26 protein-coding genes and 1 riboswitch are annotated in these 25,655 nt (G+C 41.7%); of the genes, 14 read left to right on the plus strand and 12 right to left on the minus strand.

What is annotated here, in order from left to right; genetic code table 11:
* Window positions 1-6 precede the first annotated feature (6 nt).
* Window positions 7-1,071, plus strand: a complete 1,065-nt coding sequence (locus ACFX4L_RS16725) for a DctP family TRAP transporter solute-binding subunit (protein WP_377387063.1) — start codon at window positions 7-9, stop codon at window positions 1,069-1,071.
* Between the two features lie 89 nt (window positions 1,072-1,160).
* Here the strand turns inward: ACFX4L_RS16725 and ACFX4L_RS16730 are convergent, their stop codons facing one another.
* Both ACFX4L_RS16730 and yidD read right to left on the minus strand, forming a co-directional pair.
* Window positions 1,161-2,117, minus strand: a complete 957-nt coding sequence (locus tag ACFX4L_RS16730; protein WP_377405690.1) for a metal ABC transporter solute-binding protein, Zn/Mn family — start codon at window positions 2,115-2,117, stop codon at window positions 1,161-1,163.
* 115 nt (window positions 2,118-2,232) lie between these two features.
* A complete protein-coding gene (gene yidD, locus ACFX4L_RS16735) occupies window positions 2,233-2,454 on the minus strand; it encodes a membrane protein insertion efficiency factor YidD (protein WP_375166273.1) in 222 nt (73 codons plus the stop codon).
* 208 nt (window positions 2,455-2,662) lie between these two features.
* On the opposite strand from yidD, the gene ACFX4L_RS16740 reads away from it, so the two are divergent.
* Entirely contained in the window at window positions 2,663-3,136 is a 474-nt protein-coding gene (locus ACFX4L_RS16740; protein WP_061465330.1) for an S-ribosylhomocysteine lyase, read from the plus strand.
* Window positions 3,137-3,175: 39 nt separating this feature from the next.
* Here ACFX4L_RS16740 and ytzI read toward each other — a convergent pair whose 3' ends face one another.
* Entirely contained in the window at window positions 3,176-3,331 is a 156-nt protein-coding gene (ytzI, locus tag ACFX4L_RS16745; protein WP_377405692.1) for a YtzI protein, read from the minus strand.
* Between the two features lie 124 nt (window positions 3,332-3,455).
* Between ytzI and ACFX4L_RS16750 the strand changes: the two genes are divergently transcribed.
* Window positions 3,456-3,896: a Dps family protein gene (locus ACFX4L_RS16750; RefSeq protein ID WP_377386732.1), complete on the plus strand. Its 441-nt coding sequence runs from the start codon at window positions 3,456-3,458 to the stop codon at window positions 3,894-3,896.
* Window positions 3,897-4,000: 104 nt separating this feature from the next.
* Here the strand turns inward: ACFX4L_RS16750 and ACFX4L_RS16755 are convergent, their stop codons facing one another.
* A complete protein-coding gene (locus tag ACFX4L_RS16755; protein ID WP_061465328.1) occupies window positions 4,001-4,258 on the minus strand; it encodes a DUF6154 family protein in 258 nt (85 codons plus the stop codon).
* Between the two features lie 235 nt (window positions 4,259-4,493).
* Between ACFX4L_RS16755 and ACFX4L_RS16760 the strand changes: the two genes are divergently transcribed.
* Together ACFX4L_RS16760 and ytkD are read left to right on the plus strand one after the other, a co-directional pair.
* Complete coding sequence (locus ACFX4L_RS16760) at window positions 4,494-4,844, plus strand: hydrolase (protein WP_377405694.1); 351 nt, start codon at window positions 4,494-4,496, stop codon at window positions 4,842-4,844.
* Between the two features lie 123 nt (window positions 4,845-4,967).
* Entirely contained in the window at window positions 4,968-5,429 is a 462-nt protein-coding gene (gene ytkD / locus ACFX4L_RS16765) for an RNA deprotection pyrophosphohydrolase (protein ID WP_284469433.1), read from the plus strand.
* 321 nt (window positions 5,430-5,750) lie between these two features.
* Here the strand turns inward: ytkD and ACFX4L_RS16770 are convergent, their stop codons facing one another.
* Genes ACFX4L_RS16770 through ACFX4L_RS16780 form a run of 3 tightly spaced genes read right to left on the minus strand, consistent with a single transcriptional unit; the run spans window position 5,751 to window position 8,328 of the window.
* Window positions 5,751-6,542 carry an ABC transporter permease gene (locus ACFX4L_RS16770; RefSeq protein ID WP_284469434.1) on the minus strand — a complete coding sequence of 264 codons (792 nt, stop codon included), beginning with the start codon at window positions 6,540-6,542 and terminating at the stop codon, window positions 5,751-5,753.
* The gene (locus ACFX4L_RS16775) at window positions 6,532-7,302 is read right to left on the minus strand and encodes an ABC transporter ATP-binding protein (protein WP_089362658.1); all 771 of its coding nucleotides are present in this window, start codon (window positions 7,300-7,302) and stop codon (window positions 6,532-6,534) included. Before ACFX4L_RS16775 ends, ACFX4L_RS16770 begins: the two co-directional genes overlap by 11 nt.
* A gap of 27 nt (window positions 7,303-7,329) precedes the next feature.
* Window positions 7,330-8,328, minus strand: coding sequence for an ABC transporter substrate-binding protein (locus ACFX4L_RS16780; protein ID WP_375166196.1), 999 nt, complete (start codon window positions 8,326-8,328; stop codon window positions 7,330-7,332).
* Window positions 8,329-8,464: 136 nt separating this feature from the next.
* On the opposite strand from ACFX4L_RS16780, the gene ACFX4L_RS16785 reads away from it, so the two are divergent.
* The 4 genes from ACFX4L_RS16785 to ACFX4L_RS16800 all read left to right on the plus strand — a co-directional run bounded on the left by ACFX4L_RS16785 (window position 8,465) and on the right by ACFX4L_RS16800 (window position 11,037).
* Window positions 8,465-9,253, plus strand: coding sequence for an alpha/beta hydrolase family protein (locus ACFX4L_RS16785; protein WP_377386739.1), 789 nt, complete (start codon window positions 8,465-8,467; stop codon window positions 9,251-9,253).
* Between the two features lie 50 nt (window positions 9,254-9,303).
* The gene (locus ACFX4L_RS16790) at window positions 9,304-9,546 is read left to right on the plus strand and encodes a DUF2584 domain-containing protein (protein ID WP_089362659.1); all 243 of its coding nucleotides are present in this window, start codon (window positions 9,304-9,306) and stop codon (window positions 9,544-9,546) included.
* 210 nt (window positions 9,547-9,756) lie between these two features.
* Window positions 9,757-10,221, plus strand: a complete 465-nt coding sequence (locus ACFX4L_RS16795; RefSeq protein ID WP_284471990.1) for a 2-thiouracil desulfurase family protein — start codon at window positions 9,757-9,759, stop codon at window positions 10,219-10,221.
* A gap of 42 nt (window positions 10,222-10,263) precedes the next feature.
* Window positions 10,264-11,037 (plus strand): sulfite exporter TauE/SafE family protein, encoded by a 774-nt coding sequence (locus ACFX4L_RS16800; protein ID WP_377386742.1) that lies wholly within the window; start codon window positions 10,264-10,266, stop codon window positions 11,035-11,037.
* Window positions 11,038-11,165: 128 nt separating this feature from the next.
* Here the strand turns inward: ACFX4L_RS16800 and ACFX4L_RS16805 are convergent, their stop codons facing one another.
* Together ACFX4L_RS16805 and ACFX4L_RS16810 are read right to left on the minus strand one after the other, a co-directional pair.
* Window positions 11,166-12,959: a response regulator gene (locus tag ACFX4L_RS16805; protein ID WP_377386745.1), complete on the minus strand. Its 1,794-nt coding sequence runs from the start codon at window positions 12,957-12,959 to the stop codon at window positions 11,166-11,168.
* Window positions 12,960-13,078: 119 nt separating this feature from the next.
* A complete protein-coding gene (locus tag ACFX4L_RS16810) occupies window positions 13,079-13,657 on the minus strand; it encodes a sensor domain-containing protein (RefSeq protein ID WP_284471991.1) in 579 nt (192 codons plus the stop codon).
* 478 nt (window positions 13,658-14,135) lie between these two features.
* Between ACFX4L_RS16810 and ACFX4L_RS16815 the strand changes: the two genes are divergently transcribed.
* On the plus strand, window positions 14,136-15,497 hold the full coding sequence (locus ACFX4L_RS16815; protein WP_377405696.1) for an erythromycin esterase family protein: 1,362 nt from the start codon (window positions 14,136-14,138) through the stop codon (window positions 15,495-15,497).
* Window positions 15,498-15,703: 206 nt separating this feature from the next.
* On the opposite strand, the gene ACFX4L_RS16820 is transcribed toward ACFX4L_RS16815, so the two are convergent.
* Window positions 15,704-15,904: a hypothetical protein gene (locus tag ACFX4L_RS16820; protein WP_377405698.1), complete on the minus strand. Its 201-nt coding sequence runs from the start codon at window positions 15,902-15,904 to the stop codon at window positions 15,704-15,706.
* A gap of 418 nt (window positions 15,905-16,322) precedes the next feature.
* Window positions 16,323-17,459 carry a non-hydrolyzing UDP-N-acetylglucosamine 2-epimerase gene (gene wecB, locus ACFX4L_RS16825; RefSeq protein ID WP_377386754.1) on the minus strand — a complete coding sequence of 379 codons (1,137 nt, stop codon included), beginning with the start codon at window positions 17,457-17,459 and terminating at the stop codon, window positions 16,323-16,325.
* A 254-nt stretch (window positions 17,460-17,713) separates the two neighbouring features.
* Here wecB and ACFX4L_RS16830 point away from each other — a divergent pair, with 254 nt between their 5' ends.
* From ACFX4L_RS16830 to ACFX4L_RS16840, 3 genes are read left to right on the plus strand one after another with little or no spacing between them, the layout of a single operon-like run.
* Complete coding sequence (locus ACFX4L_RS16830) at window positions 17,714-18,859, plus strand: glycosyltransferase family 4 protein (protein ID WP_377405699.1); 1,146 nt, start codon at window positions 17,714-17,716, stop codon at window positions 18,857-18,859.
* Between the two features lie 28 nt (window positions 18,860-18,887).
* Entirely contained in the window at window positions 18,888-20,204 is a 1,317-nt protein-coding gene (locus ACFX4L_RS16835; protein ID WP_377386760.1) for a glycosyltransferase, read from the plus strand.
* Between the two features lie 44 nt (window positions 20,205-20,248).
* Complete coding sequence (locus ACFX4L_RS16840; RefSeq protein WP_089362668.1) at window positions 20,249-21,550, plus strand: nucleotide sugar dehydrogenase; 1,302 nt, start codon at window positions 20,249-20,251, stop codon at window positions 21,548-21,550.
* 555 nt (window positions 21,551-22,105) lie between these two features.
* On the opposite strand, the gene pckA is transcribed toward ACFX4L_RS16840, so the two are convergent.
* Window positions 22,106-23,692, minus strand: coding sequence for a phosphoenolpyruvate carboxykinase (ATP) (gene pckA, locus ACFX4L_RS16845; RefSeq protein WP_061465311.1), 1,587 nt, complete (start codon window positions 23,690-23,692; stop codon window positions 22,106-22,108).
* Window positions 23,693-24,091: 399 nt separating this feature from the next.
* Window positions 24,092-24,255, plus strand: a riboswitch (SAM riboswitch).
* A 164-nt stretch (window positions 24,256-24,419) separates the two neighbouring features.
* Here pckA and metK point away from each other — a divergent pair.
* Window positions 24,420-25,613: a methionine adenosyltransferase gene (metK, locus tag ACFX4L_RS16850; protein ID WP_061465310.1), complete on the plus strand. Its 1,194-nt coding sequence runs from the start codon at window positions 24,420-24,422 to the stop codon at window positions 25,611-25,613.
* The last annotated feature ends 42 nt before the right edge of the window (window positions 25,614-25,655 follow it).

Genomic DNA, 25,655 nt, shown 5'->3' on the forward strand with positions numbered 1-25,655 from the left:
GTCGATATGCGTGCATTATGGGGGTATTTCATTTTAATTGGCATGGGGCTGTTGATAGCAGTTTATATATCGTTTCAATCGTTCTTCACAAGCTTCGGTTTCAATTTGCCGAAGGATGAGGAGCAGGTGGGGATGAAGGATCAAATCGTAATTAAGTTCAGTCATGTCGTTGCCGAAAATACGCCTAAGGGGCTAGCTGCGAACCGATTTGCCAAACTTGTCGATGAATATACAGATCATCGTGTCAAAATTGAAGTTTACCCTAATCAATCATTATATAGTGATCATGAAGAAATTAATGCGTTACAAGAAAACAAGGTGCAGATGATTGCTCCAACTACATCTAAGATTACGAATATATCAAAAAAATGGATGCTATTGGACCTCCCTTACGTCTTTCCAACGGACACTGCGCTAAAGGAAGCTTTGAATGGTGAAGTGGGGGAAGAACTGCTTAAGCAGCTGAATTCCATGGATATCGAGGGACTCGCATTTTGGTCGAATAACTATAAACAGATTACAAGCAATAAACCGATACGGCATCCAAGGGATTTTGCGGGAAAGAGTTTTAGAATCATGCCAAGTGCAGTCCTGGCAAGCCAATTCAAGCATTTTGGGGCGACAACATCGGAGCTGGAGTTTAATGAAACGTTTAAAAGCCTTGAAATCAATAAAACGGACAGCCAGGAAAATACGATTTCGAATATCTATTCCAAGAAATTATATGAGGTGCAAAAATATTTAACGATCAGTGATCACGGGTATTTAGGGTATGTCGTCATGATAAACAAGCCGTTTTGGGACAATCTCCCGTTGGATATTCAGCTGCAAATCAAACGTGCGATGGATGATACGACGAAATGGTTATGGATCAAATCAAATGAATTGAATCAGAAACAGCTTCTGGAAATCAAGCAAAAATCGAATATCGACATCTATACATTGTCAGATGATGAAAAGAAAGAGTGGATGGATGAAATGACGGTCATCTATCCGGAATTCGAATCCACGATTGGCACGGAATTGATGACGAAAATGGAAAAAATCCGCGAGAAGCATTTAAATGAATAATGAAAATGGGCTCAAGAGCTTCGACTTTTGAGTCCATTTTTTTATTGGGGGACAAAAAAGGCGGACCCGTCAGGACCCGCCTTTTTTGACTATTGCAACGCAGTTTGCAGTGTCTTTATATTATTTTCCATTAAACTGAAGTAATCTTCGCCCGCTTCGATATCTTTATCCGTCAACACGGATAGGTTATGGAGCTTAAGCGATTTCGCTCCCATTTCCTTTTGGATGATCTCTGTTAGTTTAGAACTGATATTCTGCTCAAAGATGACATAGTTCAAGTCTTCTTTATCGGCCATGGTTACGATTTTCGCAAGTTCCTTTTGAGAGGGTTCGTTTGAAGACGTTAGTCCTGTAACTCCAATCTGTTCAAGTCCGTAGCGTTCCTCCCAATAACCATATGCGGAATGGGAAACGATGATCTTTTTGGTACGGCCCGACTCGATTGTCGTCGCGAGTTTTTTATCAAGTGCCTTCAGTTTTTTTGAAAGCTCGTTGAAGTGGCTGTTGAAATAGTCTTTATGTTCAGGCATTTTCTTCGTTAATTCGTCCTTGATGGTTTTAGCCATGTCAATGGAATAGATGGGATCTAACCACAAATGGGGATTAACGCCCCCATGGTCATGACTGTCTTCGTCTTCGTGTTCATGCTCGTCTTCGTCTTTGTATGCATGCTCACCTTCATTAAGATGAACCGTTTCGCCTACTGCGACTGTTCTGACGCCTTCTTTACTTAAAATTGGTTGAGCCTTCGTCACGAAGCCTTCAAGATTATAGCCAATATAGAAAAACAGGTCTGACTCCGCCATTTTTACAATATCCTTTTGAGAGGGTTCAAAAGAGTGTTCATCCGTTCCGGGTGGATAAACCGTTTTGACGTTCACATACTCCCCGCCAATGGCTTCCGTGAAGTATTGTAATGGGTACACCGTCGTATAAATATCTAAGGTATCCTTGGCTTCTTTAGTGGAATCTCCCTTTGAGTTGCCGCAGGCTGACAAAAACAGCACAGTAACAAGGAAAAGAGAGAGCAATGCTCGATTTTTCATATGGAAATGCTCCTTTATAATTCGTATTGATTACGATTTGATCTATAAAAACGAAATGATTACGATTTGACTTCTGTATAATACAAAAAATTATAAAAGAAAGCAAGGTTTTTTTCTAATGGTCTTCACCTTTTTTCTTTTTTTCTGGAACAAGGTCAATGCCTCCTGGATGAAACGGATGACATTTAAGAATCCGGACGATGGCTAACCAGCTTCCTTTTATAGGGCCAAAACGGTTGATCGCTTCCAAACCATAATGGGAACAAGTTGGGTAAAAACGGCAAGTAGGCGGTTTTAATGGTGAAATGGCAACTTGGTAAAAACGGATGATTCCCATTAATATTTTTTTAAACACGATGCTTTCATCTCTTTTCGAGTAAATTCACTACCCTCAATTATAGCATATTTTCTAAATTTCCAATAAGGGTAAAAAAGGAATGAGTATATGGGTAATCCGATGGATTTAATAAGAATTGTTTTTAATAGATGAAATTTATTGTTATTCAAGGTAGAATAGAGATACATACAATTAAGGAGTGAATTAAATGCCTTCAGTTGAAAGCTTTGAATTAGATCATAACGCTGTTAAAGCCCCATATGTTAGACATTGCGGTGTCCATAAGGTAGGAACAGATGGTGTTGTTAATAAATTTGATATCCGTTTTTGCCAGCCTAATAAACAAGCGATGAAGCCGGATACGATCCATACATTGGAACACTTGCTTGCTTTCAATATCCGTAAGCATTCTGAGCGCTACGATCATTTTGATATTATCGATATTTCGCCAATGGGATGTCAAACAGGATATTACCTTGTGGTCAGCGGCGAACCGTCAGTAACGGAAATAATCGATGTACTTGAAGATACATTCAAGGATGCTGTTCAAATTACAGAAATTCCAGCTGCAAATGAAAAACAATGCGGCCAAGCAAAATTGCATGATCTTGAAGGAGCAAAGAAATTAATGAATTTCTGGCTTGCTCAAGATAAAGAAGACCTTCATAAAGTTTTCGGTTAATAAAAAAAGTTCCTGTCAGTTTGTGACAGGAACTTTTTTTCATTTTTCGGGTTCTTCCTTTTTCCCCTCATCCTCTGGCAAAGGGTCATTGGGATCCACTGTATGCTTATAGCTGTAACCTTTTCCGATTGTCAGGACGGATAATGCCAAAACAATCAGAATCACAATAATGGAGATAACTAAAACCGTAATCATTCTTTACAGCTCCTAACGTTCACAATTTAGATTCATTTTAGCATAAGAACCGGAGCGGATAATGTTTCAATTTTAGAATAGAGGGAATTATAAAGGTATAACCAACTTACGGAGGTAGATATTTATGGCTCAGAAAAAACTAGGAATATTAGTGAATAAGGAAATTGCAAATTTCAGTGTTCTTTATACGAAAATTCATAATTACCACTGGTTCGTGAATGGACCGCACTTCTTTGAACTTCATCAAAAATTGGAAGAACTATATATAGAAGTGACAGCCAATTATGATGAATTGGCTGAAAGACTATTGGCCATTGGGGAAAAACCGGTCGCTACCCTTAAAGAGTACTTGGAATTGACTACGATCGAAGAAGCGACAGGTAACGAAAATACTGAAGACATGGTTCAAAGCGTCATCAGTGATTTTGAGAAGCTTTCCGGAGAGTTCTTAGAAATTATCGAAGTGGCCGAAGAAGAAGATCCGGTTACGGCCGATATGCTGACAGGCATGAAGAAAAGCTTAAACAAACATGCTTGGATGCTGCGTGCGTATTTAGGACATTAAGGTTTAGGGAAAGCTCTACTTCGGTAGGGCTTTTTTTAAATGGAGGAAAAATTAAAACAATAAAAAAGGCATCCATCAAAGGAGGGACACCAGACAGGTATGTATTAATGAATATTCCGTGGCGGAAAGTGTGTAGGTTTCGTGTCGTTCATGCTATTTTGAGCGAACTTCCCTTTTAACGTTTCAATAATGTAAAGGCCCATTAGATTGGTTAGTTCTTGATCATCCATCTCTTGAAGCAATTCGAAAATCTCCTTACGGTCCAATTGCTCCAGAACCGCAAAAGTAAGCATATCAATATCTTCTTCATCACCAGTCATCTTATTACGGTACATATTGTATAATTCTTCAATTAACTTCAAAACTTTCACCTCACATTTATTAGAAATCGTTATCTCTTTATATGTAGGTTATCAAAAAAACCTCTGGGTGCATATAAAAATCTGAAGGGATGCTTGGGCTTATTATATGTTTTACCCTTTGAAAGATACTTTAATCTATTATTTAACATCTTTGTACTTCTGTAAACAAAATTTTCCATTGTATGAAGTAGGGAAATAGGTGAAAAAATAAGCGTAGGATTTATGGAAAGGGTGGATGAATGTGTCTGAAAACAGGAAAAAGTATTACATTTGGCTTCCGAACGGGCAGATAACACAGGATAGAGAAAGTTCTCCATGGAATTTTGAGATCGAGGCGACCGATAATGAAATCATCCAGTTACGTGAGTTATTTGATTATAATTATTCGATAGGGGAAGAAAACTTTTACAGGGCACATGTCCCATACCTTCAATATCATTTTGACCGGGAAAATGATAAACAGGATATCACTCTCCAAAAAATTTATGAGATGATTTATGCACTAGGTACGGAAGACGGAAGACGGCATATAGAAAGTATGGGGATTTTACAGGCAAAACCAACAGACGATGGCCTCGAATATTGAGGGGGCCATCGTTTTTTTGATGTAATGGAGATTCTTGCTGGATTGTGGTTTTTTTTATCCATATAATGAAAGACGAGTCCAATGAAATAAAGCATTATTTCTTATATGGAGAGAAGGGGAAAAATGAAACGTTTTTTTGATACGAACGGATACAAGGTGGAATTCTCCGAGGATCCTGTTTTTGGAGAGTCTTGGCATGTTTTTGTTCTCAGCAGGTACAAGGGAAGGTGGGTATTGACCAAACACAGAGAGCGGGGGTTGGAGTTCCCGGGAGGTAAGCGGGAAGCAGGGGAGTCGATTGAAGAAACAGCCATACGGGAAGTGTATGAAGAAACAGGGGGCTTGGTGGGGCAGCTTCAATTTCTGGGACAATATAAAGTACATGATCCAGTGAAGCCAATCGTTAAATCGATATTCTATGCTAATTTGCGTGAGGTGAAAAAGAAAGAAGATTACCTGGAAACGGACGGCCCGATCTTTTTGGAAGCATTGCCGGCTGTACTGGGTGATGAGTTTAGTTTCATCATGAAAGATGAGATTGTGCCGTTGAGCATATCAAAGCTGGTTAGCAGTAATTCTCTCTAAAAAAGAGTAAATGGGACAAACTCACGAGTAAAGCCTGGAATTCACGAGTAAAACGCTCAAATTCACGAGTAAATTGCCTAAACTCACGAGTAAAACGCCTAAACTCACGAGTAAAGCGCTCAAATTCACGAGTAAATTGGCTAAACTCACGAGTAAATTGCCTAAATTCACGAGTAAAGCCCAAACTCACGAGTAAAGCGCCCAAATTCTCGAGTAAAGTGCTCAAATTCACGAGTAAAGCGCCCAAACTCACGATAAATTGCCCAAACTCAGAGTTATCCCAGCATAAATGAAAAACTGCCGAGGGTTTTCGGCAGTAGGTTAGTCTTTGATTAATTTTCGTTCAAGCAGTTCGACAAGTTGATACATGATGGTGGCAAAGACGGCGATGATCATCAAGGCGAGCATGACGAGGGTGAAGTTGAAGACTTGAAAGCCATAAATGATTAGGTAACCGAGTCCTTTCGCCGAGACAAGGAATTCCCCGACGATGACGCCGACCCAGGAGAGTCCGACATTCACTTTCAATGTCGAGATGATCGTTGGGAAGGAGGCGGGTAATATGGCTTCCCGAAAGGCTTGTGTTCTTGTGGCGCCAAAAGTTTGGAGTACCTTTAGGTAGTTCGGGTCCACTTCGCGAAATGCGGTGTAGACAACGATGGTGGTGATGATGATGGAGATGATCGCCCCCATCGAGATGATGGATGGAAAGCCAGGGCCGAATGCTACGATGATGATGGGGCCGAGTGCCACTTTCGGCATGGCATTTAAAATGACGAGATAGGGGTCAAGCGTTTTTGATAATCTTGGCGACCACCAAAGCAGGGATGCAAGGATCGTTCCAAGCAGTGTCCCTATGATAAAGCCGAGAACCGTCTCGAATAGCGTCACTCCGGAATGGGAAAGCAGTGTTCCATCACCCAATTTTTTTATGAAAAGATGCCACACTTTGGTTGGGGAGCTGAAGATGAGCGGATCTATCCATTCCATCCGGGAAAAAAGTTCCCAACTGCTGAAAAAAACGATGAAAATCAGGATCTGATAAAAGCGAATGAGCCTGTTTTCCTTTTTTAACTTGGTTTTATATTGGTTATGAAGCTGTTCAATATTCAAGGCTCTCAAGCTCCTTCCAGATCGTTTGGAATAGCATTGGATACTGTGGATGGTTGCGGGCATGGAAAGGCGTCAGTTCACGCAGTTCATCGGGCACCTCGAATGTTTTGTGCACGCTTCCCGGGTTCGCGGAAAACAGATAGATGCGGTCACTCATTGCGATGGCTTCACCGATATCATGGGTGACGAGCACGGCTGTCTTTCCGAACGATTTCAGGGTTTCAAAAACAAGGTCTTCCAGCTTCAACTTCGTTTGGTAATCAAGGGCCGAGAAGGGTTCATCAAGCAAAAGGATTTTTGGGTCGACCGCCAGTGTCCGTGCCAGTGCAGCCCTTTGCCTCATTCCGCCTGAGAGTTCGCGCGGATATAATTTTCCGGTGCCTCCCAATCCAACGTCACTTAATAGTTTCAGCGTCTTTATTCTCTCAAGGCCTTCATCTTTTTTAATCAGTTTCAATCCTAATAAAACATTTTCTTCTATCGTCTTCCATGGAAATAGATAATCCTGCTGCAGCATATAGCCAATTGAAAGGTCACTGTTGGCCTTCAGCGGTTTGTTTTCGAGCAGGATCTTTCCAGAGGTGGGCGAAAATAGTCCAGCGATGATGGAAAGCAGGGTAGTCTTTCCGCAGCCGCTCGGACCTAGAAAGGAGACGAATTCACCTTTTTCAATGTCGAGGGAAATGTCCGCGAGTGCGGTCGCTGCCGTCTGATTTGAAAAATAAGTATGGTGAATGTCTTGGATTTTTAAAAAGCTCATCGGACATCCTCCTTACCTTTAGTTATGCTATTTTATGACTTCTTCAGCAAAATCGGTATTGACCAGCTCATCATGGCTTATACGTGAAGGCAGCTCGCCTGCTTCATCCATGATGTTTTGCAGATTGTTCCATTCTTCTTCATCAAGAATGGGGTCGGTGGCAAATGAACCTTGTTCTTTGTAGCGGTTGATAACTGTTTCCATGGTCTCGATATTGGTATCTTCAAAATACGGCTGAATGACTTTGGCGACTTCCGAAGCATCATTTTCCTGAACCCAATCCTGTGCTTTCTTCAATGCCCTCGTGAATTTTTCGACAGTCAATTTGTCTTCTTTCAAATAGCTTTCCTTAGCCATATAAACCGTATAGGGAAGATGCCCGGATTCGGTGCCGAAAGAAGCGACAATATAGCCTTTTCCTTCTTTTTCAAACACACTGGCAGTTGGTTCGAACAGTTGAACAAAATCGCCGGTTCCGGAGGCGAAGGCAGTTGCTACATTCGCAAAATCAATATTTTGGATGAGGTTCAAATCTTTTTTCGGGTCTATGTTATGTTTTTTCAATACGAACTCGCCGGCCATCTGCGGCATCCCGCCTTTTCGCTGGCCTAGGAATGTAGAGTTTTTCAGCATATCCCATCTGAAGTTATCAATTTTTTCACGTGAAACAAGAAACGTTCCATCCGTCTGTGTTAATTGAGCGAAGTTGATGACGGGGTCATTAGAACCCTGGGCTTGAACGTAGATCGATGTTTCAGACCCAACTAGAGCAATATCCGCTCCATCGGACAGTAATGTGGTCATCGTCTTGTCGCCGCCTGCCGTCGTTTTCAAATCAATGCTTAGGCCCTCATCTTTAAAAAATCCCTTTTCGATCGCTACATATTGCGGTGTATAGAAAAGGGAGCGGGTTACTTCAGCCACCCTCACCTTCGTTGTTTCCTTGTCCTTGTTGCCACATGCTCCGAGCGGGACCAGCATGCACAGAAGTATAAATACGACACCTGCTTTACACCATTTTTTCAAAATTCCTTCCTCCTTGATAAATAGGTATTTTGCCTACATTATCGTATGAATGGAAGAAAAAAATGTGAATGCCTCCCAGGGGATAAAAACAAGCGGATGTTTTACAATAAGATTAAAGAGAAAGGAGAGTGGAAAATTGGAGAACGGAACGATTATTTCAAAAAGGCGGTTTCCATCACCGCATCCACAAATCCATCTTTATTCAGTTACATACATATCACAAGGCCTGAAAGTAAAAGGGTTACTAGCTGAACCGGTTGATGGCGAAATTCATGATGCCTTCTTATATTTACGCGGGGGGATTAAAAATGTCGGCAAGGTGAGGCCAGCAAGGATTGTGCAGTATGCCGTGGAAGGTTTCATCGTTTTTGCCCCTTTTTACCGTGGAAATCAAGGCGGAGAGGGAGATGAGGATTTTGGAGGCGAAGATAGGTTCGACGCGATATCAGGATTCAATCTTCTTGAACAGCACCCCCGAGTGAACAAGGATCACATTCATATCCTCGGATTTTCCCGAGGCGGCATCATGGCGCTTTGGACGGGGATATACTGCAGGAGTGCAGCGTCAATCGTCACATGGGGTGGTGTATCGGATATGTTTTTAACATACGTCGAGCGTGTCGATATGCGTCGGATGATGAAGCGGGTCATCGGCGGAACACCAAAAAAATGCCCAGAACAATATGAATACCGTACACCATTGTTTGCAATTGAAGATTTGAATGTGCCCGTTCTGATCATTCATGGTGAAAAAGATGACAATGTCGCCATTGAACACGCGTACCGGTTGGAGAAAAGGTTGAAAATGCACGACAAAGAGGTCGAAAGCTGGTATTTTCCTCAATTCACACATTTCTTCCCGCCGGCCGTTAACAGAAAAGTTGTCGAAGATTTAACATCTTGGATGAAAAACAAAACCGAATGATGATAGAATGAAGTATATTCAAAGTATATTTGCAAGAGGAGGAAATACACATGGGCATGCCTATGGAACTCAATACCATGATCGTTACAAAAGGGAACGAAACCCGTGAAGAAGAAAATATTTTTCGGCTGTCGAAAGAAGGTTACCGGTTATACCCGATCGATATCCCAATCGATGTCCGCAAAACGATTCAATCTGATTCAAGCGGAACAGCTGTTATCCAAAAAGTTGAATGGACCAGTGGAAAAACCATCATTACGTACCAACTACTATCATTGAACTCGACTAACTAATAGATAGTGCTTGCAGAGAATTCATTTCGCTGCAAGCGCTTTTTTTGTTGATTTGGTTGGCGGAATTCAGCATTAATGACCTACGGGTTAATAAATCGACCAACGACTTATCTTCCGTCACCGCAAAGTTCTGGTTGATGGTCAATATTCGAAATGAAGATGCTAAAAGAATGGTAAAATGGTGTAAAAAGCATGAGCTGGGGTGATTTGATGATTTTGGTGAGTTCTTGTTTAGCAGGTCTTGAGGTGAGATACAACGGTACACACAGCCTGGATGATAGGATTCTGGAATTAATGAGGGAGAAAAAGGCTATATCGGTTTGCCCTGAGTTGCTTGGAGGTTTTTCGACGCCTAGGGAACCTGCTGAGATAATTGGCGGTGAAGGTGAGGATGTCCTTGATGGAAAAGCGAAGATAATTGAAAAGTCTGGCCGGGATGTAACGGAATTGTACATAAAAGGAGCCAATCTTACATTATTGAAAGCCCAGGAAGTCGGAGCGACGCTAGTCGTATTAAAAGAAAATAGTCCATCCTGTGGAAGTGCGACGATTTATAATGGTGATTTCAAGGGGAAGAAGAAGGTAGGGAATGGGGTGACCGCGGCTTTGCTTAAACGGCATGGGTTTACGGTGACTTCAGAGGAAAGATTATTCGACCATCTGGTTGAAAAATGAGTAATGTCGTTTTAGTGAGTGTTTATGAAAGAAGGGGAATACATGGAGGATATCAATCTCTATACTTTGCTATTTTTAATACTGGCCGGTTTTATTGCCGCATTCATTGATTCCGTTGTTGGCGGAGGCGGGTTAATTTCGATTCCGGCTTTATTGTTCACGGGGATTTCGCCTTCAGCGGCACTTGCCACCAATAAGCTGGCGGGTACAATGGGCTCTTTAACGAGTACGATTTCATTCATTCGGGCTGGAAAAGTCAATTTCAAATTCGTCATCAAGCTGTTTCCGATTACTGTGGTTGGAGCGGCAATAGGAGCATATGTTGTCCATTTCGTTTCCGCAGAGATCTTAAAGCCCCTCATTTTGATCCTATTGGTCATTGTTGCGATTTACACGGTGGTAAAAAAGGATTGGGGTAAAGATGCAAAGTATAAAGGACTGAAACGGAAGAAAATGATTCTTTTGATTGTCATTATATTTGCCATTGGCTTTTATGATGGTTTTCTTGGACCAGGCACAGGTTCCTTTTTATTATTTTCATTTTTGATCATAGGGTTTGATTTTGTCCAGGCAGCTGGGAATGCAAGAATATTGAACTTTGGAAGCAATATAGCCGCACTTATCATTTTCTTATCAATGGGGACCGTCAATTTTGCCTATGGAATTCCGATGGGGCTTGCAATGGTTGCAGGAGCCTTGGTCGGAACGAATTTCGCAATTAAGAAAGGTGCTTCTTATGTGCGTTTATTATTCATTTGCGTCACGATTTTACTGATTGGAAAAAATGTCTTGAATTATTTTCATGTGTTTGGCTGAAATAAAAGATGGCCGGAGATACAAGTCGTATTTTCGGCCATTTTTACATTCATTTTGTGAAATTCAAGTCCCAATGAACGGCACTCTCAGAATCAGTTGCCTGTTCTTTCAGTTTTGTCCTTCGAATTCTAGCTAACGATGATTCCGATCTCCAATGCTTTCTGGACGGCTTCTTCCTTGTTGCGTACTCCTAGCTTAATATAGGCCGAGGAGGCGTAGTTTCTGACCGTGCCGTCCGACAAATACAGCTTGGACGCTATCGTCTTGTACCGGAGCCCTTTGGCAACAAGCTGCAATATTTCTATTTCCCTGTTAGTCAGATCATAGTCGTTGGTGGCTTTCAATTGCGTAGATTCGACGCTCTTATTGAGCTTCTTGAATATTTTATGGGACATCCCTCGATCGATTAATGTGCCTCCTCTGTGAATAAGCCGGATGGTATCGGCCAGCTCTAACGGTTCGGCTGATTTTAGCAGGAAGCCGTCCGCACCACTGCGCAGTAAGTCCAACGCTTGCTCCGCATCCTGAAACGTCGTGAAAATCAATACGCGAATATGCGGCCATTGCTTCTTGATCATTTTGGTTGCTTCGGCTCCATTCATGCGTGGCATATCCAAATCCATTAGCACTAAGTGAGGCTGGAGGCGTCCGCACAGGTCGACGGCTTGTTCGCCATCCTCTGCCGAGCCGACTACGTTCAAGTCTTGGTACTTGTCGAGCAGCACCTGCAGACTTTCCCGAATAAACGGCTGGTCGTCGACGATCAACAGCTGAATAAGGTCGTTCTCCATTTCCGCTTGTCGCGGCAACGTACAGGTGACAAGCGTACCGTCCCCTGGTTTCGTATAGACGAACACTTGACCTTGCAAATTCATGGCCCGCTCCTTCATCGCGTTCATGCCGAAGCCCTCCTGCCATTCTTCCATCCCTCTTCCGTTGTCATGCACCTCCAACCTTGTATCCTGGTGCCCAAATTGCAAAGAAACGGTGATATCCGTCGCCTGACCGTGACGAACCGCATTCGTAAGCGACTCCTGCAAGCAGCGAATGAACGCCATTTTCGCTTGTCGGGACAGTCGGGGCTCCTCTCCGAACGCACGAAAGCTTACCTCGACCCGGGCATGCTCCTGAAATTCATCCCCAAGCTTTTGCAGAGATTGGACCAAGGAAAGCGACTGCTGTGGAGACTCCATTTGATGCAAGTAGCCCCTCACTTCCTCTATACTTTTGCGGCCCAACTCAAGCAAGGAATCCAGCCTCTGTATACCCGTTTCGTTAGCAAGCTCGGGGCGCAACGTTTCCATACCCATGATGATGGAAGTATAAGCATGACCGACAGTATCGTGAAGCTCCCTAGACAGCCTGTTTCGCTCTTCTGCCAGCGTAATACGCTCGATTTGGGACATATATTGCTCAAGCACCGCGTTTTGCTTGCGGATCGTTTCATTTTGCCGATGATTGACGGTCAATAAATGAAAAGCGAATCCCATCACATAAGCAAGTCCGTAGTAGGTGACCATGACCCAATAGCTGTTATTTGGCGAAACAACATAAAAAATTCCGGGTATTACCAAGACCGTTGCCGGTGCCGTCCAATGATAAGACAGACGAGCGCTATTCGCTGCGATCTGAAAGACTGATACAAGAAATGAAGGGAATGCTTCCGGAAACAACGAGGTTAAATGTACGCATAGCCCGCCAAAGAGCAGTATCTCTGTGAATAAATAATATTTGTAGTTGAGCAGCAAGCAAATCCAGGGAATGGAGAAAGCGGCAATCTCCCAAAAAATAACGATCCATAAAGGCAGCGCTAGACCTTCCTGAAATCTGATCGTCGTGAGAATGAGCGAAACGCTAGTAATAAGGCGGAGCCCAAGCATAATCCAATCATACCAAAACCATTTTTTGACCATTTCCAACAATTCTTTCAACCCCTAAGCAGCTATCTGTTTGTTTCCTATAGTATTATAAACCAAACCTTTGTGCAGTGTATAATTGGCTGTTACGCTCCGTCACCTGCATAAAGGTCGGAAAAAAGTAGCTATCGGTCTAGCTGTTGAATCATGGTTCGCGTATAACCTCCGAATGTTTTCGTCAACCGGTCACCCAACTTGACGCTTATTGCGGCAAGCACCGCTCCCAGAACCATGATAAGGAGTGATTTCGCAAAAGTATCTACTTGCATGAAAATGACATTCATATCGATGTATCGATACAAAATGGGTGCCAACAGGAATGCAAGCGGTGTTAAATAGAGAACGGCTACGCTGACGAGACTGACGAGTCCGATCACCAACTTCTGCATTAACCAAAAGACGGCGAGCCAATTGCGACGATCCGTAAGTTCTAATTTGGCATGAACCCAAATCGATGCATCCGTTGTTATTTTTTTGTCGTAATGTGCTGTCGTAATATCTGTATAAACTTTCGTCTGCGTACGTTCGAATTGGATGAAGGTTGTCGTAGTTCGCAGTACTCGTGTAAATAGTGGAATGCCGATTACTATAAATGAAAGACTTAAACTGAACGACAGAGCTACCATATAAAAGCAAAAGTAAAACAAGCCTGTAACGAAAGTTAATAATAAAAAATAACCATTTTGGATGAAACCTGATTTCATAAGGTTCATCGCTCCTCTCCGTGTAATAGCGGTATTGTATGGTTGGGCTTCTTCCGTCAACCGCACCAGTGTAAAAATGTTATGTGACATTTTCGGAATATATCCAACCTGCTCAACCTCAGCAAAAAAAGTAAACGCCATAGACGGAAACACTGTTCTGAAGTTGTTAATGCGATTTGACTACGGTTTTCTATAGGTGAATCCGCACCTCTTTAAAAAATAGGTTGGTGCGGTTGCCTACTGCTCCATACTAACCGCACAGCTGTCATCTCCACCAGTGACAACATGTCATCATTTTCTTTGTGACATGTTGGCGCTGATCAATACGTTAGCGAGCATTGCATGTCATATGAAATAGTGTAGATTTGTAACTAGCTTAAATGATAGTGAGTGAGTGACAATTGGACTGCTGAAGACGACCCAATATGCTTGTATGCAGAAAGAGTCGTACTTCAAAAAAATCCATGAGGTGAATACCATGAACAAAAGAAGGAAAATGATTTACGGTGGAGTTGCCGTAATGCTAAGTGCAGCGACTCTAACTGCAGGTTGCAGTACGAGACCAGCTGAAAAGTCGGATCAAATAGGAACAACCCAACCAGTTGAGACAGCTCAAATATCTCAAAATAGTATTGCAAAATCACTTGAATTACAGGCGAAGCAACTGAAGACGTCAGATCCGAAACAACCATTGGATGATTTAAAACCGCTAAAAGACATGATAGGGAATGCAAATTATGTTGGTTTAGGAGAGGCTACTCACGGAAGCTCGGAGATTTTTATGATGAAGCATCGCCTCGTGAAGTATTTGGTCACTGAGCTAGGCTTTACCAATTTTGGGATTGAAGAGGATTGGGGCAACGGTTTAAAGCTGAACGAGTATATCCAAACGGGAAAAGGCGACCCTAGGGAGTTTTTGAAGCTGTTGTACCCAAATGATGAGATCGTCGCTATGGTAGAATGGATGCGGGAATACAACGCTGATCCTGTAAATAAAAAGAAAATTCAATTTATCGGACTCGACTTAAAAATGCTGGATCAAAGTGTCTTCGATAAAGTGATCAACTATGTAAAGGAGCATCATCCTGATTTGCTGCCGGAAGTCGAGCAAAGCTACAAAGAGTTGTCATCGGTGGCAGGTAATCTACAGGAATATATGAAGCTGACTACTGAAGTGAAAGAAAAGCATATGGCTAATGCGCAAAAAGTAGTCAAATTACTTGAAGACAAAACGGAGTCGAATAATGAGACTGATTCACACGAGCTAGCTTGGGTGAAAGAAACGACTAAGGTGATAGAGAATTTTACGAAGATGGTGATTCCGGCTGACTATCCGAGCATGGTGAAGCTGCATGATCAGTATCTAGCCGAGCACGCTGTTTGGGCTCAAGAAAAACTTGGCGGAAAAACGATGGTTTGGGGGCACAATATTCACATAGCTAAAGGTGTCATCACTGAGAAGATGTATCCTAAAGTCGCCGGGGAGTTTCTGAAAGAACGTGTAGGTAATCAATACGTAGCAATTGGCTCCACCACCACGGAAGGCAAATATACAGCATATATATCATTAAGTGAAAATAAGATTGCAGCGGATACCATTCAGAAGAACGAGAACAGCTCCAATCATATGCTTGGACAAGTTCATTACGATCAGTTCCTGTTAGATCTTCGCAAATTGAATGGAGCCGCGCAGCAATGGGTAAAAGAAAAGCAGCCATTCTTTGATGGCGGTGCACAGATCATTCCTAACGTACCGCAATATGATGATGATGTTTCCCTTCAAGAGCAATTCGACATTATGGTTCATATTCAAAAAACGACCCCTTCGCATATCAAGTAATATGAAATAAAAAAGACAATCCCTTAACTTGTTACCAGGATGAGGGATTGTTTACGTTTTGTATGCCGTTCTCTTCGATTGTCTTGGGGGCGTGCATTCTTGCAAACGTTATGATCACTATGTACGCAAACGCAACGTTACTCAAAAGATGTACCAAACCATGTGTATTCTGGCATTACTACGATTTCGTCTATCTTTTTATCGGCTTAAAAGCGTTGGCGGGATTGTTCGGCGTCGGTGAATTGTAGATTTAACAAGTAAAGGTTCAGCTCCTTGTTGGAGTCCTCGTAGGAATCAATAACGGCCACCTCTTCAATGAAACGTTGACCTTCCTTGGAATACGCCTTGGTCGCCTCGAGAACGACCCATTCATTAGGAAAACGCTCCTGAACTTCATCCCATCGCATCTTGGACACCTCCAATTAAATAATTTCTATTTTTATAGCATATCGGATTGTATGCTCTAAACCAGAGTCAGACCTCCACCTGATCTCTGGGGCTCTTTAATAAAGCGGTACCCTTCCAGAAATCCGGCTAAAAAAGCTTTTTCCTCTTCAAGAGCTTGTTCCATGCTTATGGCCTCCTCTATGGGTCCATACAATTTAATTTACGTTGAGTCTCATTCAGGCTATTGTGTTGGCATTTAATTGCATGAGAAGACTTTTCACTCGCCTATATAAGTGCTGAAACTGAAGAACAAGCACTGCCGACATTGGCTTAGAACCTGAAAGTGGAAGTGATCCGTTTTAAAATCCAACCCAATGAGAAAACGCCTGCCGCTAAAGTGGCAGGCGTTTTCCGTTATCTTACTTTCATGAACTATTTTCATAATGGAAGGGGGGATTTCATTTCACAATGCTTTAATAGGATTTCAACAATCCGCTTTGAAGCAAACCCGTCCCCATATGGGTTGGAAGCTGTCGCCATTTTTTTATAGGCTTCTTCATTTGTAAGTAAGTCTGTGGCTAATTGATAAATTCGTTCTTCCTCAATTCCTGCCAATAGAAGGGTGCCAGCCTCAATCCCTTCTGGCCGTTCTGTCGTATCGCGTAATACAAGGACAGGAACACCAAGTGAGGGAGCTTCTTCTTGCACCCCTCCGGAATCTGTCATTATTAGATGGGCGTGCGCCGCAAAATTATGAAAATCAAGCACCTCAAGCGGCTCTATTAAGTGAAGTCTTTCCGTTTCACCAAAAATCCGGTAAGCAATTTCACGGACGACTGGGTTTTTATGAAGTGGGAAAACAACTTGGATATCCGTGTGATCTTCAAGCAGCCGTTTGACGGAACGGAATATTTCTTCCATTGGTTTACCGATATTTTCTCGTCTGTGCGCTGTCATCAATAACATACGATCTCCATTCAAGCCAGATAGAATTGGATGTTCGTAGTCTTTCCTTACTGTGGTTTTCAAAGCGTCGATAGCGGTATTGCCGGTAATATGGATCGAATCACTCTTTTTATTTTCCAAAATTAGATTCTCTGCTGCCTGATTTGTTGGGGCAAAATGCAAATCAGCTAAGACGCCTGTCAGCTGTCTATTCATTTCTTCAGGATATGGAGAATACTTATTACCCGTCCGAAGACCAGCCTCAACATGGCCAATTTGAATTTTATTATAAAAAGCGGCTAAGCTGGCGATGAAAGTCGTCGTTGTATCTCCATGAACGAGCACGATATCTGGTTGCAGTTCTTTCATAAGAGCGCTCAGTTCCCCAATACCGCGAGTTGTGATCTCTTCTAATGTTTGTCTTTCTTTCATCATATTCAAATCGTAGTCTGGTCTTATTTTGAAACATTGCAGGACTTGATCAAGCATATCTCGATGCTGGGCGGTGACCACTACGATGGTTTCGATTTCTTCCTGGTGTTTTTTCAGTTCCAATACGACAGGTGCCATTTTAATGGCCTCCGGTCTTGTCCCAAACACAGTCATGACCTTTAAACGATTTTTAGGCATTATGATTTCCTCGCTTTCTTTATTTCCTCCCTATTATAACGAGTTGTTCTTAAGAAAAATTTTATTAACGCAACAATTAACAGAATATTTACAAACTTAATAGGGACTTTATATTTCTTTAACCCCCGCTTAATATCGTCCATTTACAATAAAAAGCAGGACGATATTAAGAATCGAGGTGATAGGCTCATATGAAAAGTGTCCTGATGATTGTGCAAAACTTTTATCCTGAAATTGGGAGCGCAGGAAACAGGATGAAAAATGTATATCTCAATTTGAAGCGAAGCGGCTATGAGGTTACAGTCATCACTTTGAGGCCGAGTTATCCTCATCAAAGTTTATATCAAGATTCCCATTTTTGGGATGAAGTCGATATTGAGGAAAAAGATATCATCAGGATTCAACCAGATAAAGTGAAGAGGTATACAAGCAATATGTGGAGACGCTTGCTTCATTATTTGGAAGCGATGTGGCTCTTCATTTACACAATCATTCGATTGGAAAAAAAATATGACTATGTGTTTGTCACGACCCCGCCTATTTTCCCGATATTTGCGGCATTGATTGCCAAGAAAAAGATGAAGGCAAAGCTAATAACCGATGTAAGAGACTTATGGCCCGAATCATTGCAGGGAGTAGGCGTATTCACGAATAAGTGGATCTTGAAAATGGCTTTTTTCCTTGAAAGAAAAATATATCGACACTCTAACCAAATTATCATCAATAGTCCTGGATTTAGGGATTATATCCTTTCAAAAGGAGTCAAAGATGATGATATCCAATTCATTCCAAATTCGCTTACTGCAGACGAGCTGAACTTGAAAAAAAGGCTTCCGCCAATTTCGGAAAATAGGATCAAGGTCGTTTATACGGGTAATATCGGACTTGCCCAAGATATTAAAAAGTTAATAGCAGTTGCTGAAACACTGAAAGAACATAAACAAATTGAATTCACGATTATTGGATATGGCTATCGAATGTCCGAGGTCCAAGACGAGATATCCTCTAAAGGGTTGACCAATATAAGGGTCATCAAAGCGATGAACAGGAGGGTGACTCTTAAAGAAGTATCCTCATCCCATATTGCGTATGTAAGCTTAGTTGAGAAGGATGTCTTTAACAAGGTGCTGCCTGGAAAAATAATCGACTATATGTGTGTAGGGAAACCGATTGTCGGTGATGTCGCCGGGCGCGCCAGGCAAATGATTTCGGAGGCGCAATGCGGGATTGTGGCAGATAGTAGAAAGGTTGATGAAATCAGTCAACATATTTTAACAATGGCCTCTGAGAAGGCTCTTCGCGAAGAGCTGGGTGAAAATGGCCATCGATATGCAAAACAAAATTTTCTATGGTCAAAAAATATTCAAGGGCTCATTAACGTGATGGAAGCATCTAGCTGACGGCATATCTGGAAAAGTGGAGGTAAAAATGGCGAAGAAGGTATGTATGTTTGTGTGGAATCATTTTACCAACGATGCACGGGTTCTAAGGGAGTGCACTGCCCTTACTGAAGAAGGTTATGAAGTCGACTTAATTGCCATTCATAACTGGAAAAATGAAGAATTACAAAAAAAAGAGAAACATAAAAATGGATTTAATGTCATTCGAGTGAATAATCGCTGGGATAGACTTAATAGAGTACTTAGAATCGTGAAAAAAGTGAAAAATAAGATGTTTGAATTGACCGTTCTCACTTTATTGGTTTGGAATACCTTGTTGAACATGAACCTGATTAAGGGCTGGATCAGTACTGTCGTATTGGTGAGTGTTATGGGGCTTCTTGCAATAATCGCCACAATTGTTACGAAAACAAAACTGCCGAATCTTTTGACAAGAAGCTATATTTTTTTTCAAATGGTTCATTACGGACGTAAAAAGAAATATGACTTTTATCATTCGAATGATTTGAATACGTTAATGCAGGGAGCAATCAGCAGTAAATTTCTAAGACGTAAAAAGCTCATATATGATTCTCATGAAGTTCAAACGAGCAGAACCGGTTATAATAGCCGGATTTACGGGATAATGGAAAAATTTCTATTAAAATTTGTCGACGAAATGATTGCCGAAAATCATACTCGTGCTAAATATAATGAAGACTTATACGGTCTGTATCCGAAAGTGGTCCATAACTACCCAATCCCTACATTGCCTGAGGAAAGTACAGTCGTGGATTTACACGAGTTGCTCAAGCTGCCAGAGGACGAGCCGATATTGTTATATCAAGGCGGCATTCAAACGGGCAGGGGGTTAGAGAAAGTGGTTGAGGCAGTGCCGATGATGGAAGCTGGAACGCTTGTTTTCATTGGAGATGGAAAGATCAAGCCTGAATTAATAAAAAAGGTGGAGGCAATGGGTCTCGAACATCGGGTGAAATTTATCCCGAAGGTGCCTGTTGACGATTTGCTTCATTATACGAAAAACGCATATTTAGGTTTTCAGGTATTGAATAATGTCTGCTTTAATCATTATTCTGCTTCTTCCAATAAGTTGTTTGAATATATGATGAGCGGAGTTCCTGTCATCGCCTGCAGCTTTCCAGAAATTCAAAAGGTAGTAGACACTGAGAAGGTTGGTATGTGCGTCGACTCCCATGATCCCCGTTCTATTGCAGACGGAGTCAATTATTTATTAAAGCATCCAGAAAAAAGAGCGGAAATGAGCAGCAACTGTCTGAAAGCCCGCCTAAAATACAATTGGAAGCAAGAGAAAGAAATCTTCATCCAAATCTATCAATCAGCTTAACAAAACTAGAATACTAGAAGAAAATATGATGAGGAGTGGTTATTATGAAATTATGTACAATGGGACTAGGTTATATAGGACTTCCAACATCTTTAATGTTCGCAAAACATGGAGTAGATGTTGTTGGCGTGGATATCCATCCTGATGTTATTAATAAATTGAATAATGGAAAGCTCCATATTGAAGAACCTGGACTAGAAGAAGTGTTAAATGAAGTGCTAGATGCCAAAAGATTTCGTGCTGCCTTAAATCCTGAGCCTGCGGATGTTTTCATCATTGCGGTCCCAACTCCAAACAATGAGGATCAACACCAATCGTGTGATCTTACCTATGTTATGCAAGCAACTTCAAGTATTCTTCCTTTTGTTCAGAAGGGAAATGTCATCATTATTGAATCGACGATTGCACCAAGGAGCATGGATGATCATATCAAGCCATTGATTGAGATGTCAGGGCTAACGATCGGGAAAGATATCTTTCTCGTACATTGTCCGGAACGTGTCTTGCCTGGGAGAATACTAGAAGAATTGGTGCATAATAACCGAATCGTCGGCGGCATTACAGAAGCCTGCTCCTACAAAGGAAGCCTTGTCTATGAAACTTTCGTTAAAGGGGAAATCATTCGTACGGATGCGAAAACGGCTGAAATGTCCAAGTTGATGGAAAATACCTTCCGTGATGTGAATATTGCTCTTGCGAATGAGTTGGCTAAAGTTTGCTTCCAATTGGATATCAATGTATTGGATGTCATATCAATGGCAAATAAGCATCCACGTGTAAATATTCATCAACCAGGACCAGGGGTAGGTGGACATTGTCTCGCGGTCGATCCTTATTTCATTGTCGCTAAAGCTCCTGAGACAGCTAGAATCATCAAATTAGCCCGCGACACGAACGTTTCTATGCCGTATTATATCGTCAATTGTGTCAGGATGTTACTTGAAGGTATCCGTAAACCAAAGGTAGCGGTTTTTGGACTTGCCTACAAAGGAAATGTAGATGATATCCGTGAAAGCCCGGCCATTGATGTTGTAAATATCCTGATGAGCATGGATCAGGTGGAAGTATCCTTGCATGACCCACATGTCCAATCTGGAAAAATGCCAGTCGTTTCTGTCGAAGACGCTGTAAAGGATGCCGACCTGATTCTTGTCTTAACCGATCATAATGAATTTAAAGAAATGGATTATGACAAACTTTCGAATAAGATGGCTCATAAAATAATTTTGGATACTCGAAATTGCATTGATGCAAATAAACATAACACCCAAATTGTCAACTTAGGCAATGTATTCGAATATAAAACAGAGCATTTGAAAGAAGTAAGGAACAAAATGATTATCTAATAAACAACTGATTCTGCTGCAAGGCCGGAAATGGATAGGATAGAGAATAAAGGGTGTTGACTCAGTCAGCACCCTTTAAGTTTTGCAACATGTTAAAAAATCATTTGAAATAATAATAGGATGAACCTGTAATTTTTTATTTGCAGCAAAGTCTAAATTAATTAGGAGGAGGTGGGGCGGGCAAGAGGAGTGGTTTTATAGTATGAAAAAAGGATGACGAACTTTCTCGTTTATTATATGGCCAGCAGGATGTATAGGATTGGTTCAGGAGACCTTTCCCCGGGCTTTCTGAACAAATGGAATATAGCCACTAGCTGGAACATAGGAGACAGTTTCTTAGCTGTTTTTATTTAAAAATATAGATTGGATAATACTATATGTTCTGTAAATATGACTTCCTATGTGGACATGTGAAGAGCAGATTTGGTTTGCCTTGCGCTTCAGGCTAATGTGGCTTTTACAGCAGTGAGATCGTAATGGTTGATTTTTTGCTCAGATTAGTCAGTTTATAAAGAAAGGACCAAGCAAGGGCTTGGTCCTTTTGGGTACAATTTATTATGCTGTCGGGCCGCCAAGTTCTTCGATTTCACTTGGAACGCTTCCGAATTTTTTAAAGTTTGCACGGAATTGGGCAGCAAGAGCTGTAGCTGCTTGTGTATATGCAGCAGGATCTTCCCAAGTCTTGATTGGCTGAAGCACTTCGTCAGGAACACCAGGAACATGAAGTGGAATATCCAAACCAAAGATATCGTCTTTGGTTGTCTCGATATTTGCTAATTCGCCTTCAAGTGCCGCTTGTACCATCGCACGAGTGTAAGCAAGTTTCATACGGCTGCCAGTTCCGTATGCACCGCCAGTCCATCCAGTGTTGACAAGGTATACCTTTGCGTTGTGCTCGTCAATTTTATCTCCAAGCATTTCAGCATAGCGTGTAGCGGGAAGCGGTAAGAATGGTGAACCGAAACATGTTGAAAATGTAGCTTCCGGTGAAGTTACTCCTCTTTCAGTACCAGCCAATTTACTTGTGTACCCACTTAGGAAATGGAACATTGCCTGTTCCTTGGAAAGCTTGCTGATTGGAGGCAGTACGCCTGAAGCATCAGCTGTTAAGAAAATGATTGTATTTGGGTGTCCTGCGATACTTGGGCTCACGATGTTATCGATCGCTTGCATTTGGTATGCAGCACGAGTGTTTTCTGTTAATGAACTATCATCATAGTTCGCTTCACGTGTTTCAGGATCAACAACTACGTTTTCCAATACGGCACCGAAACGGATCGCATCGAAAATTTGTGGTTCTTTTTCGCGTGAAAGGTTGATCGTTTTAGCATAGCAGCCGCCTTCGATGTTGAAAACACCGTTAGAAGACCAGCCGTGCTCGTCATCGCCAATCAGTTTACGATTAGTGTCTGCGGATAACGTTGTTTTACCTGTACCGGACAGTCCGAAGAATAAAGCGACGTCCCCTTCACGTCCTACGTTAGCAGAGCAATGCATTGGAAGGATTCCAGCCTCTGGAAGTAAGTAGTTCATGATCGAGAAGATCGATTTTTTCATTTCTCCTGCATATTCCGTTCCGCCGATAAGGATGGTGCGGCGTTCAAATGAAACGATGATGAAAGTTTCAGAAGAAGTTCCGTCCACTTCTGGATCTGCTTTGAAATTAGGTGCCGAAAGTATTGTGAATTCTGATTCGTGACCTCTTAGTTCCTCTTCGTTTGGACGGATGAACAAAGTATGGGCGAAAAGATTATGCCAAGCATATTCATTAACAACTTGGATAGGAAGGCGTGATGATTCGTCTGCACCAGCGAAACCTTTGAAAACAAAAATCTCTTCTTTTGCTTTTAGGTAGTCAACTACTTTATTATATAGTTTATTGAACACATCTTCGGAAATTGGCCGGTTCACTGAACCCCAATCGACTTTATCTTTAACAGATGCTTCTTCCACGATATATTTATCTTTAGGTGAACGACCAGTATATTTGCCGGTTTCAGCTTTTACTGCTCCAGTTGATGTTAAAACGCCTTCGTTTCTGCTCAATACCTTTTCAACCAATTGAGGAACTGAAAGTTGAGTTTGAACATTGTTTCCTGTTAATAATTGGTGTAACTCATTAGAAACATCTACAGAATTCATATATGAGGTACCTTCCTTTGTTTAAGTTTTTATATTACAATTAGTATAACACATTCATTTAAATAGTCTATACTATTTATTTTTTTTTGTGATAATTTTCAACTGGCCGCATTAATCAATTTAAATGGGAAGGAACCGAGTCAGGATGATCGCATATACTTTCATGGAAGCATCTTAATTTTGAATGGTAAATCATGATGCCTTTCCAATTCTTTTTCTCAATGTTCTATTATTAATGGCAATTTTCATTATTTCTATTCGCCCTGGCTTGGAAACCCTTTAAAGACGTTGAACCAACACGTATTTTCACGTGAACCCCATTCTGGGGGAAATGTTCTTTTTTAGAAAAGCATTGACAAATTCCAACCAGATACGATAATATCTTAAATTGTACGGATTCTCTTATCCCGAGTTGGTGGAGGGACAGGCCCTTTGAAACCCAGCAACCTGCCATATTGAACTTGACTCCAAGATCGATCGCCGAAAATAAAGCGATGGTTCTTCAAGGAATAGTGGTGATGGTGCTAACCTGAGCAAGGTAAAAAACCCTTGAACGATAAGAGTGAAAGGATAGAAGACAGAATTTTAAACCTTTCCTCATTTGCCAGGGAAGGTTTTTGTGTTTTTAATAAGTAATTCTGTGTCTATAGTTGAAACTAATGAGGGAAACGAGTTCCGTAAAAAATCAGGCTTATGCCTACAACATACTAACTTCCAAGGAGGAAATATGATGTCAAAGAAACGTCTATTTACTTCTGAATCTGTTACAGAGGGCCATCCGGACAAGATTTGTGATCAGATTTCAGATTCCATTTTAGATGCTATCCTTGCTAAGGATGCAAATGCACGTGTTGCGTGCGAAACAAGTGTAACAACAGGTCTTGTACTTGTTGCTGGAGAAATTACAACATCCGCTTACGTGGATATTCCGCGTATCGTTCGTGATACGATTGCAGGAATTGGCTACACACGTGCGAAATACGGTTTCGATGCTGAAACTTGTGCTGTATTAAGTTCAATTGATGAGCAGTCTGCCGATATCGCAGCTGGCGTCGATAAAGCATTGGAAGCTCGTGAAGGACACATGTCAGAGGAAGAAATCGATGCAATCGGTGCAGGGGACCAAGGTCTTATGTTCGGATTTGCCTGTAATGAAACTGAAGAGCTTATGCCGCTTCCGATCTCATTGGCACATAAACTTTCATTCCGCCTGGCTCAAGTTCGTAAAGATGAAACGCTTGCTTACTTACGCCCTGATGGTAAAACACAGGTAACTGTGGAGTATGATGAGAATAACCGTCCTGTACGTGTAGATACGATCGTTATCTCTACACAACATGATGCAGAAATTACGCTTGAACAAATTCAAGCAGATTTAAAAGAACATGTAATTAAAGCAGTTGTTCCAGCTGAATTGATCGATGCTGAAACTAAGTACTTCATCAACCCGACTGGCCGTTTCGTAATTGGCGGACCTCAAGGGGATGCTGGTCTTACTGGACGTAAAATCATCGTTGATACGTATGGCGGATACGCTCGTCACGGCGGCGGTGCATTCTCTGGTAAGGATGCTACTAAAGTTGACCGTTCTGCGGCATATGCTGCTCGTTACGTTGCGAAAAACATCGTGGCAGCTGGCCTTGCTGACAAAGCGGAAGTTCAATTGGCATACGCAATTGGTGTGGCAGAGCCTGTATCGATCTCGATTGATACATTCGGAACTGGTACTGTTAGCGAAGAAGTCCTTGTTGACCTAGTTCGCGCTAACTTCGACCTTCGTCCAGCCGGTATCATCAAAATGCTTGATCTTCGTCGCCCGATTTACAAACAAACAGCTGCATACGGACACTTTGGCCGTACAGATGTCGATCTTCCATGGGAACGCACAGATAAAGCAGAAACATTAAAAGCACAAGCATAATCAATAAATGAAAAGGTGTCCCGCTTATAGCGGACACCTTTT

The organism is Peribacillus sp. YIM B13482 (assembly GCF_042787975.1).
Lineage (GTDB): Bacteria > Bacillota > Bacilli > Bacillales > DSM-1321 > Peribacillus > Peribacillus simplex_A.

Bases quoted from the DNA above. Each gene is read 5' to 3' on its own strand.
- metK (WP_061465310.1), top strand. From the start codon at position 24,420: ATGATGTCAAAGAAACGTCTATTTACTTCTGAATCTGTTACAGAGGGC.
- ACFX4L_RS16820 (WP_377405698.1), bottom strand. From the start codon at position 15,904: ATGCGATGGGATGAAGTTCAGGAGCGTTTTCCTAATGAATGGGTCGTT.
- ACFX4L_RS16800 (WP_377386742.1), top strand. From the start codon at position 10,264: ATGGAGGATATCAATCTCTATACTTTGCTATTTTTAATACTGGCCGGT.
- ytkD (WP_284469433.1), top strand. From the start codon at position 4,968: ATGAAACGTTTTTTTGATACGAACGGATACAAGGTGGAATTCTCCGAG.
- ACFX4L_RS16835 (WP_377386760.1), top strand. From the start codon at position 18,888: ATGGCGAAGAAGGTATGTATGTTTGTGTGGAATCATTTTACCAACGAT.
- ACFX4L_RS16795 (WP_284471990.1), top strand. From the start codon at position 9,757: ATGATTTTGGTGAGTTCTTGTTTAGCAGGTCTTGAGGTGAGATACAAC.
- wecB (WP_377386754.1), bottom strand. From the start codon at position 17,459: ATGCCTAAAAATCGTTTAAAGGTCATGACTGTGTTTGGGACAAGACCG.
- ACFX4L_RS16790 (WP_089362659.1), top strand. From the start codon at position 9,304: ATGGGCATGCCTATGGAACTCAATACCATGATCGTTACAAAAGGGAAC.
- ACFX4L_RS16815 (WP_377405696.1), top strand. From the start codon at position 14,136: ATGAACAAAAGAAGGAAAATGATTTACGGTGGAGTTGCCGTAATGCTA.
- ACFX4L_RS16830 (WP_377405699.1), top strand. From the start codon at position 17,714: ATGAAAAATGTATATCTCAATTTGAAGCGAAGCGGCTATGAGGTTACA.
- ACFX4L_RS16760 (WP_377405694.1), top strand. From the start codon at position 4,494: ATGAATGTGTCTGAAAACAGGAAAAAGTATTACATTTGGCTTCCGAAC.
- ACFX4L_RS16740 (WP_061465330.1), top strand. From the start codon at position 2,663: ATGCCTTCAGTTGAAAGCTTTGAATTAGATCATAACGCTGTTAAAGCC.
- ACFX4L_RS16840 (WP_089362668.1), top strand. From the start codon at position 20,249: ATGAAATTATGTACAATGGGACTAGGTTATATAGGACTTCCAACATCT.
- pckA (WP_061465311.1), bottom strand. From the start codon at position 23,692: ATGAATTCTGTAGATGTTTCTAATGAGTTACACCAATTATTAACAGGA.
- ytzI (WP_377405692.1), bottom strand. From the start codon at position 3,331: ATGATTACGGTTTTAGTTATCTCCATTATTGTGATTCTGATTGTTTTG.
- ACFX4L_RS16725 (WP_377387063.1), top strand. From the start codon at position 7: ATGCGTGCATTATGGGGGTATTTCATTTTAATTGGCATGGGGCTGTTG.
- ACFX4L_RS16750 (WP_377386732.1), top strand. From the start codon at position 3,456: ATGGCTCAGAAAAAACTAGGAATATTAGTGAATAAGGAAATTGCAAAT.
- ACFX4L_RS16810 (WP_284471991.1), bottom strand. From the start codon at position 13,657: ATGAAATCAGGTTTCATCCAAAATGGTTATTTTTTATTATTAACTTTC.
- ACFX4L_RS16730 (WP_377405690.1), bottom strand. From the start codon at position 2,117: ATGAAAAATCGAGCATTGCTCTCTCTTTTCCTTGTTACTGTGCTGTTT.
- ACFX4L_RS16775 (WP_089362658.1), bottom strand. From the start codon at position 7,302: ATGAGCTTTTTAAAAATCCAAGACATTCACCATACTTATTTTTCAAAT.
- yidD (WP_375166273.1), bottom strand. From the start codon at position 2,454: ATGGGAATCATCCGTTTTTACCAAGTTGCCATTTCACCATTAAAACCG.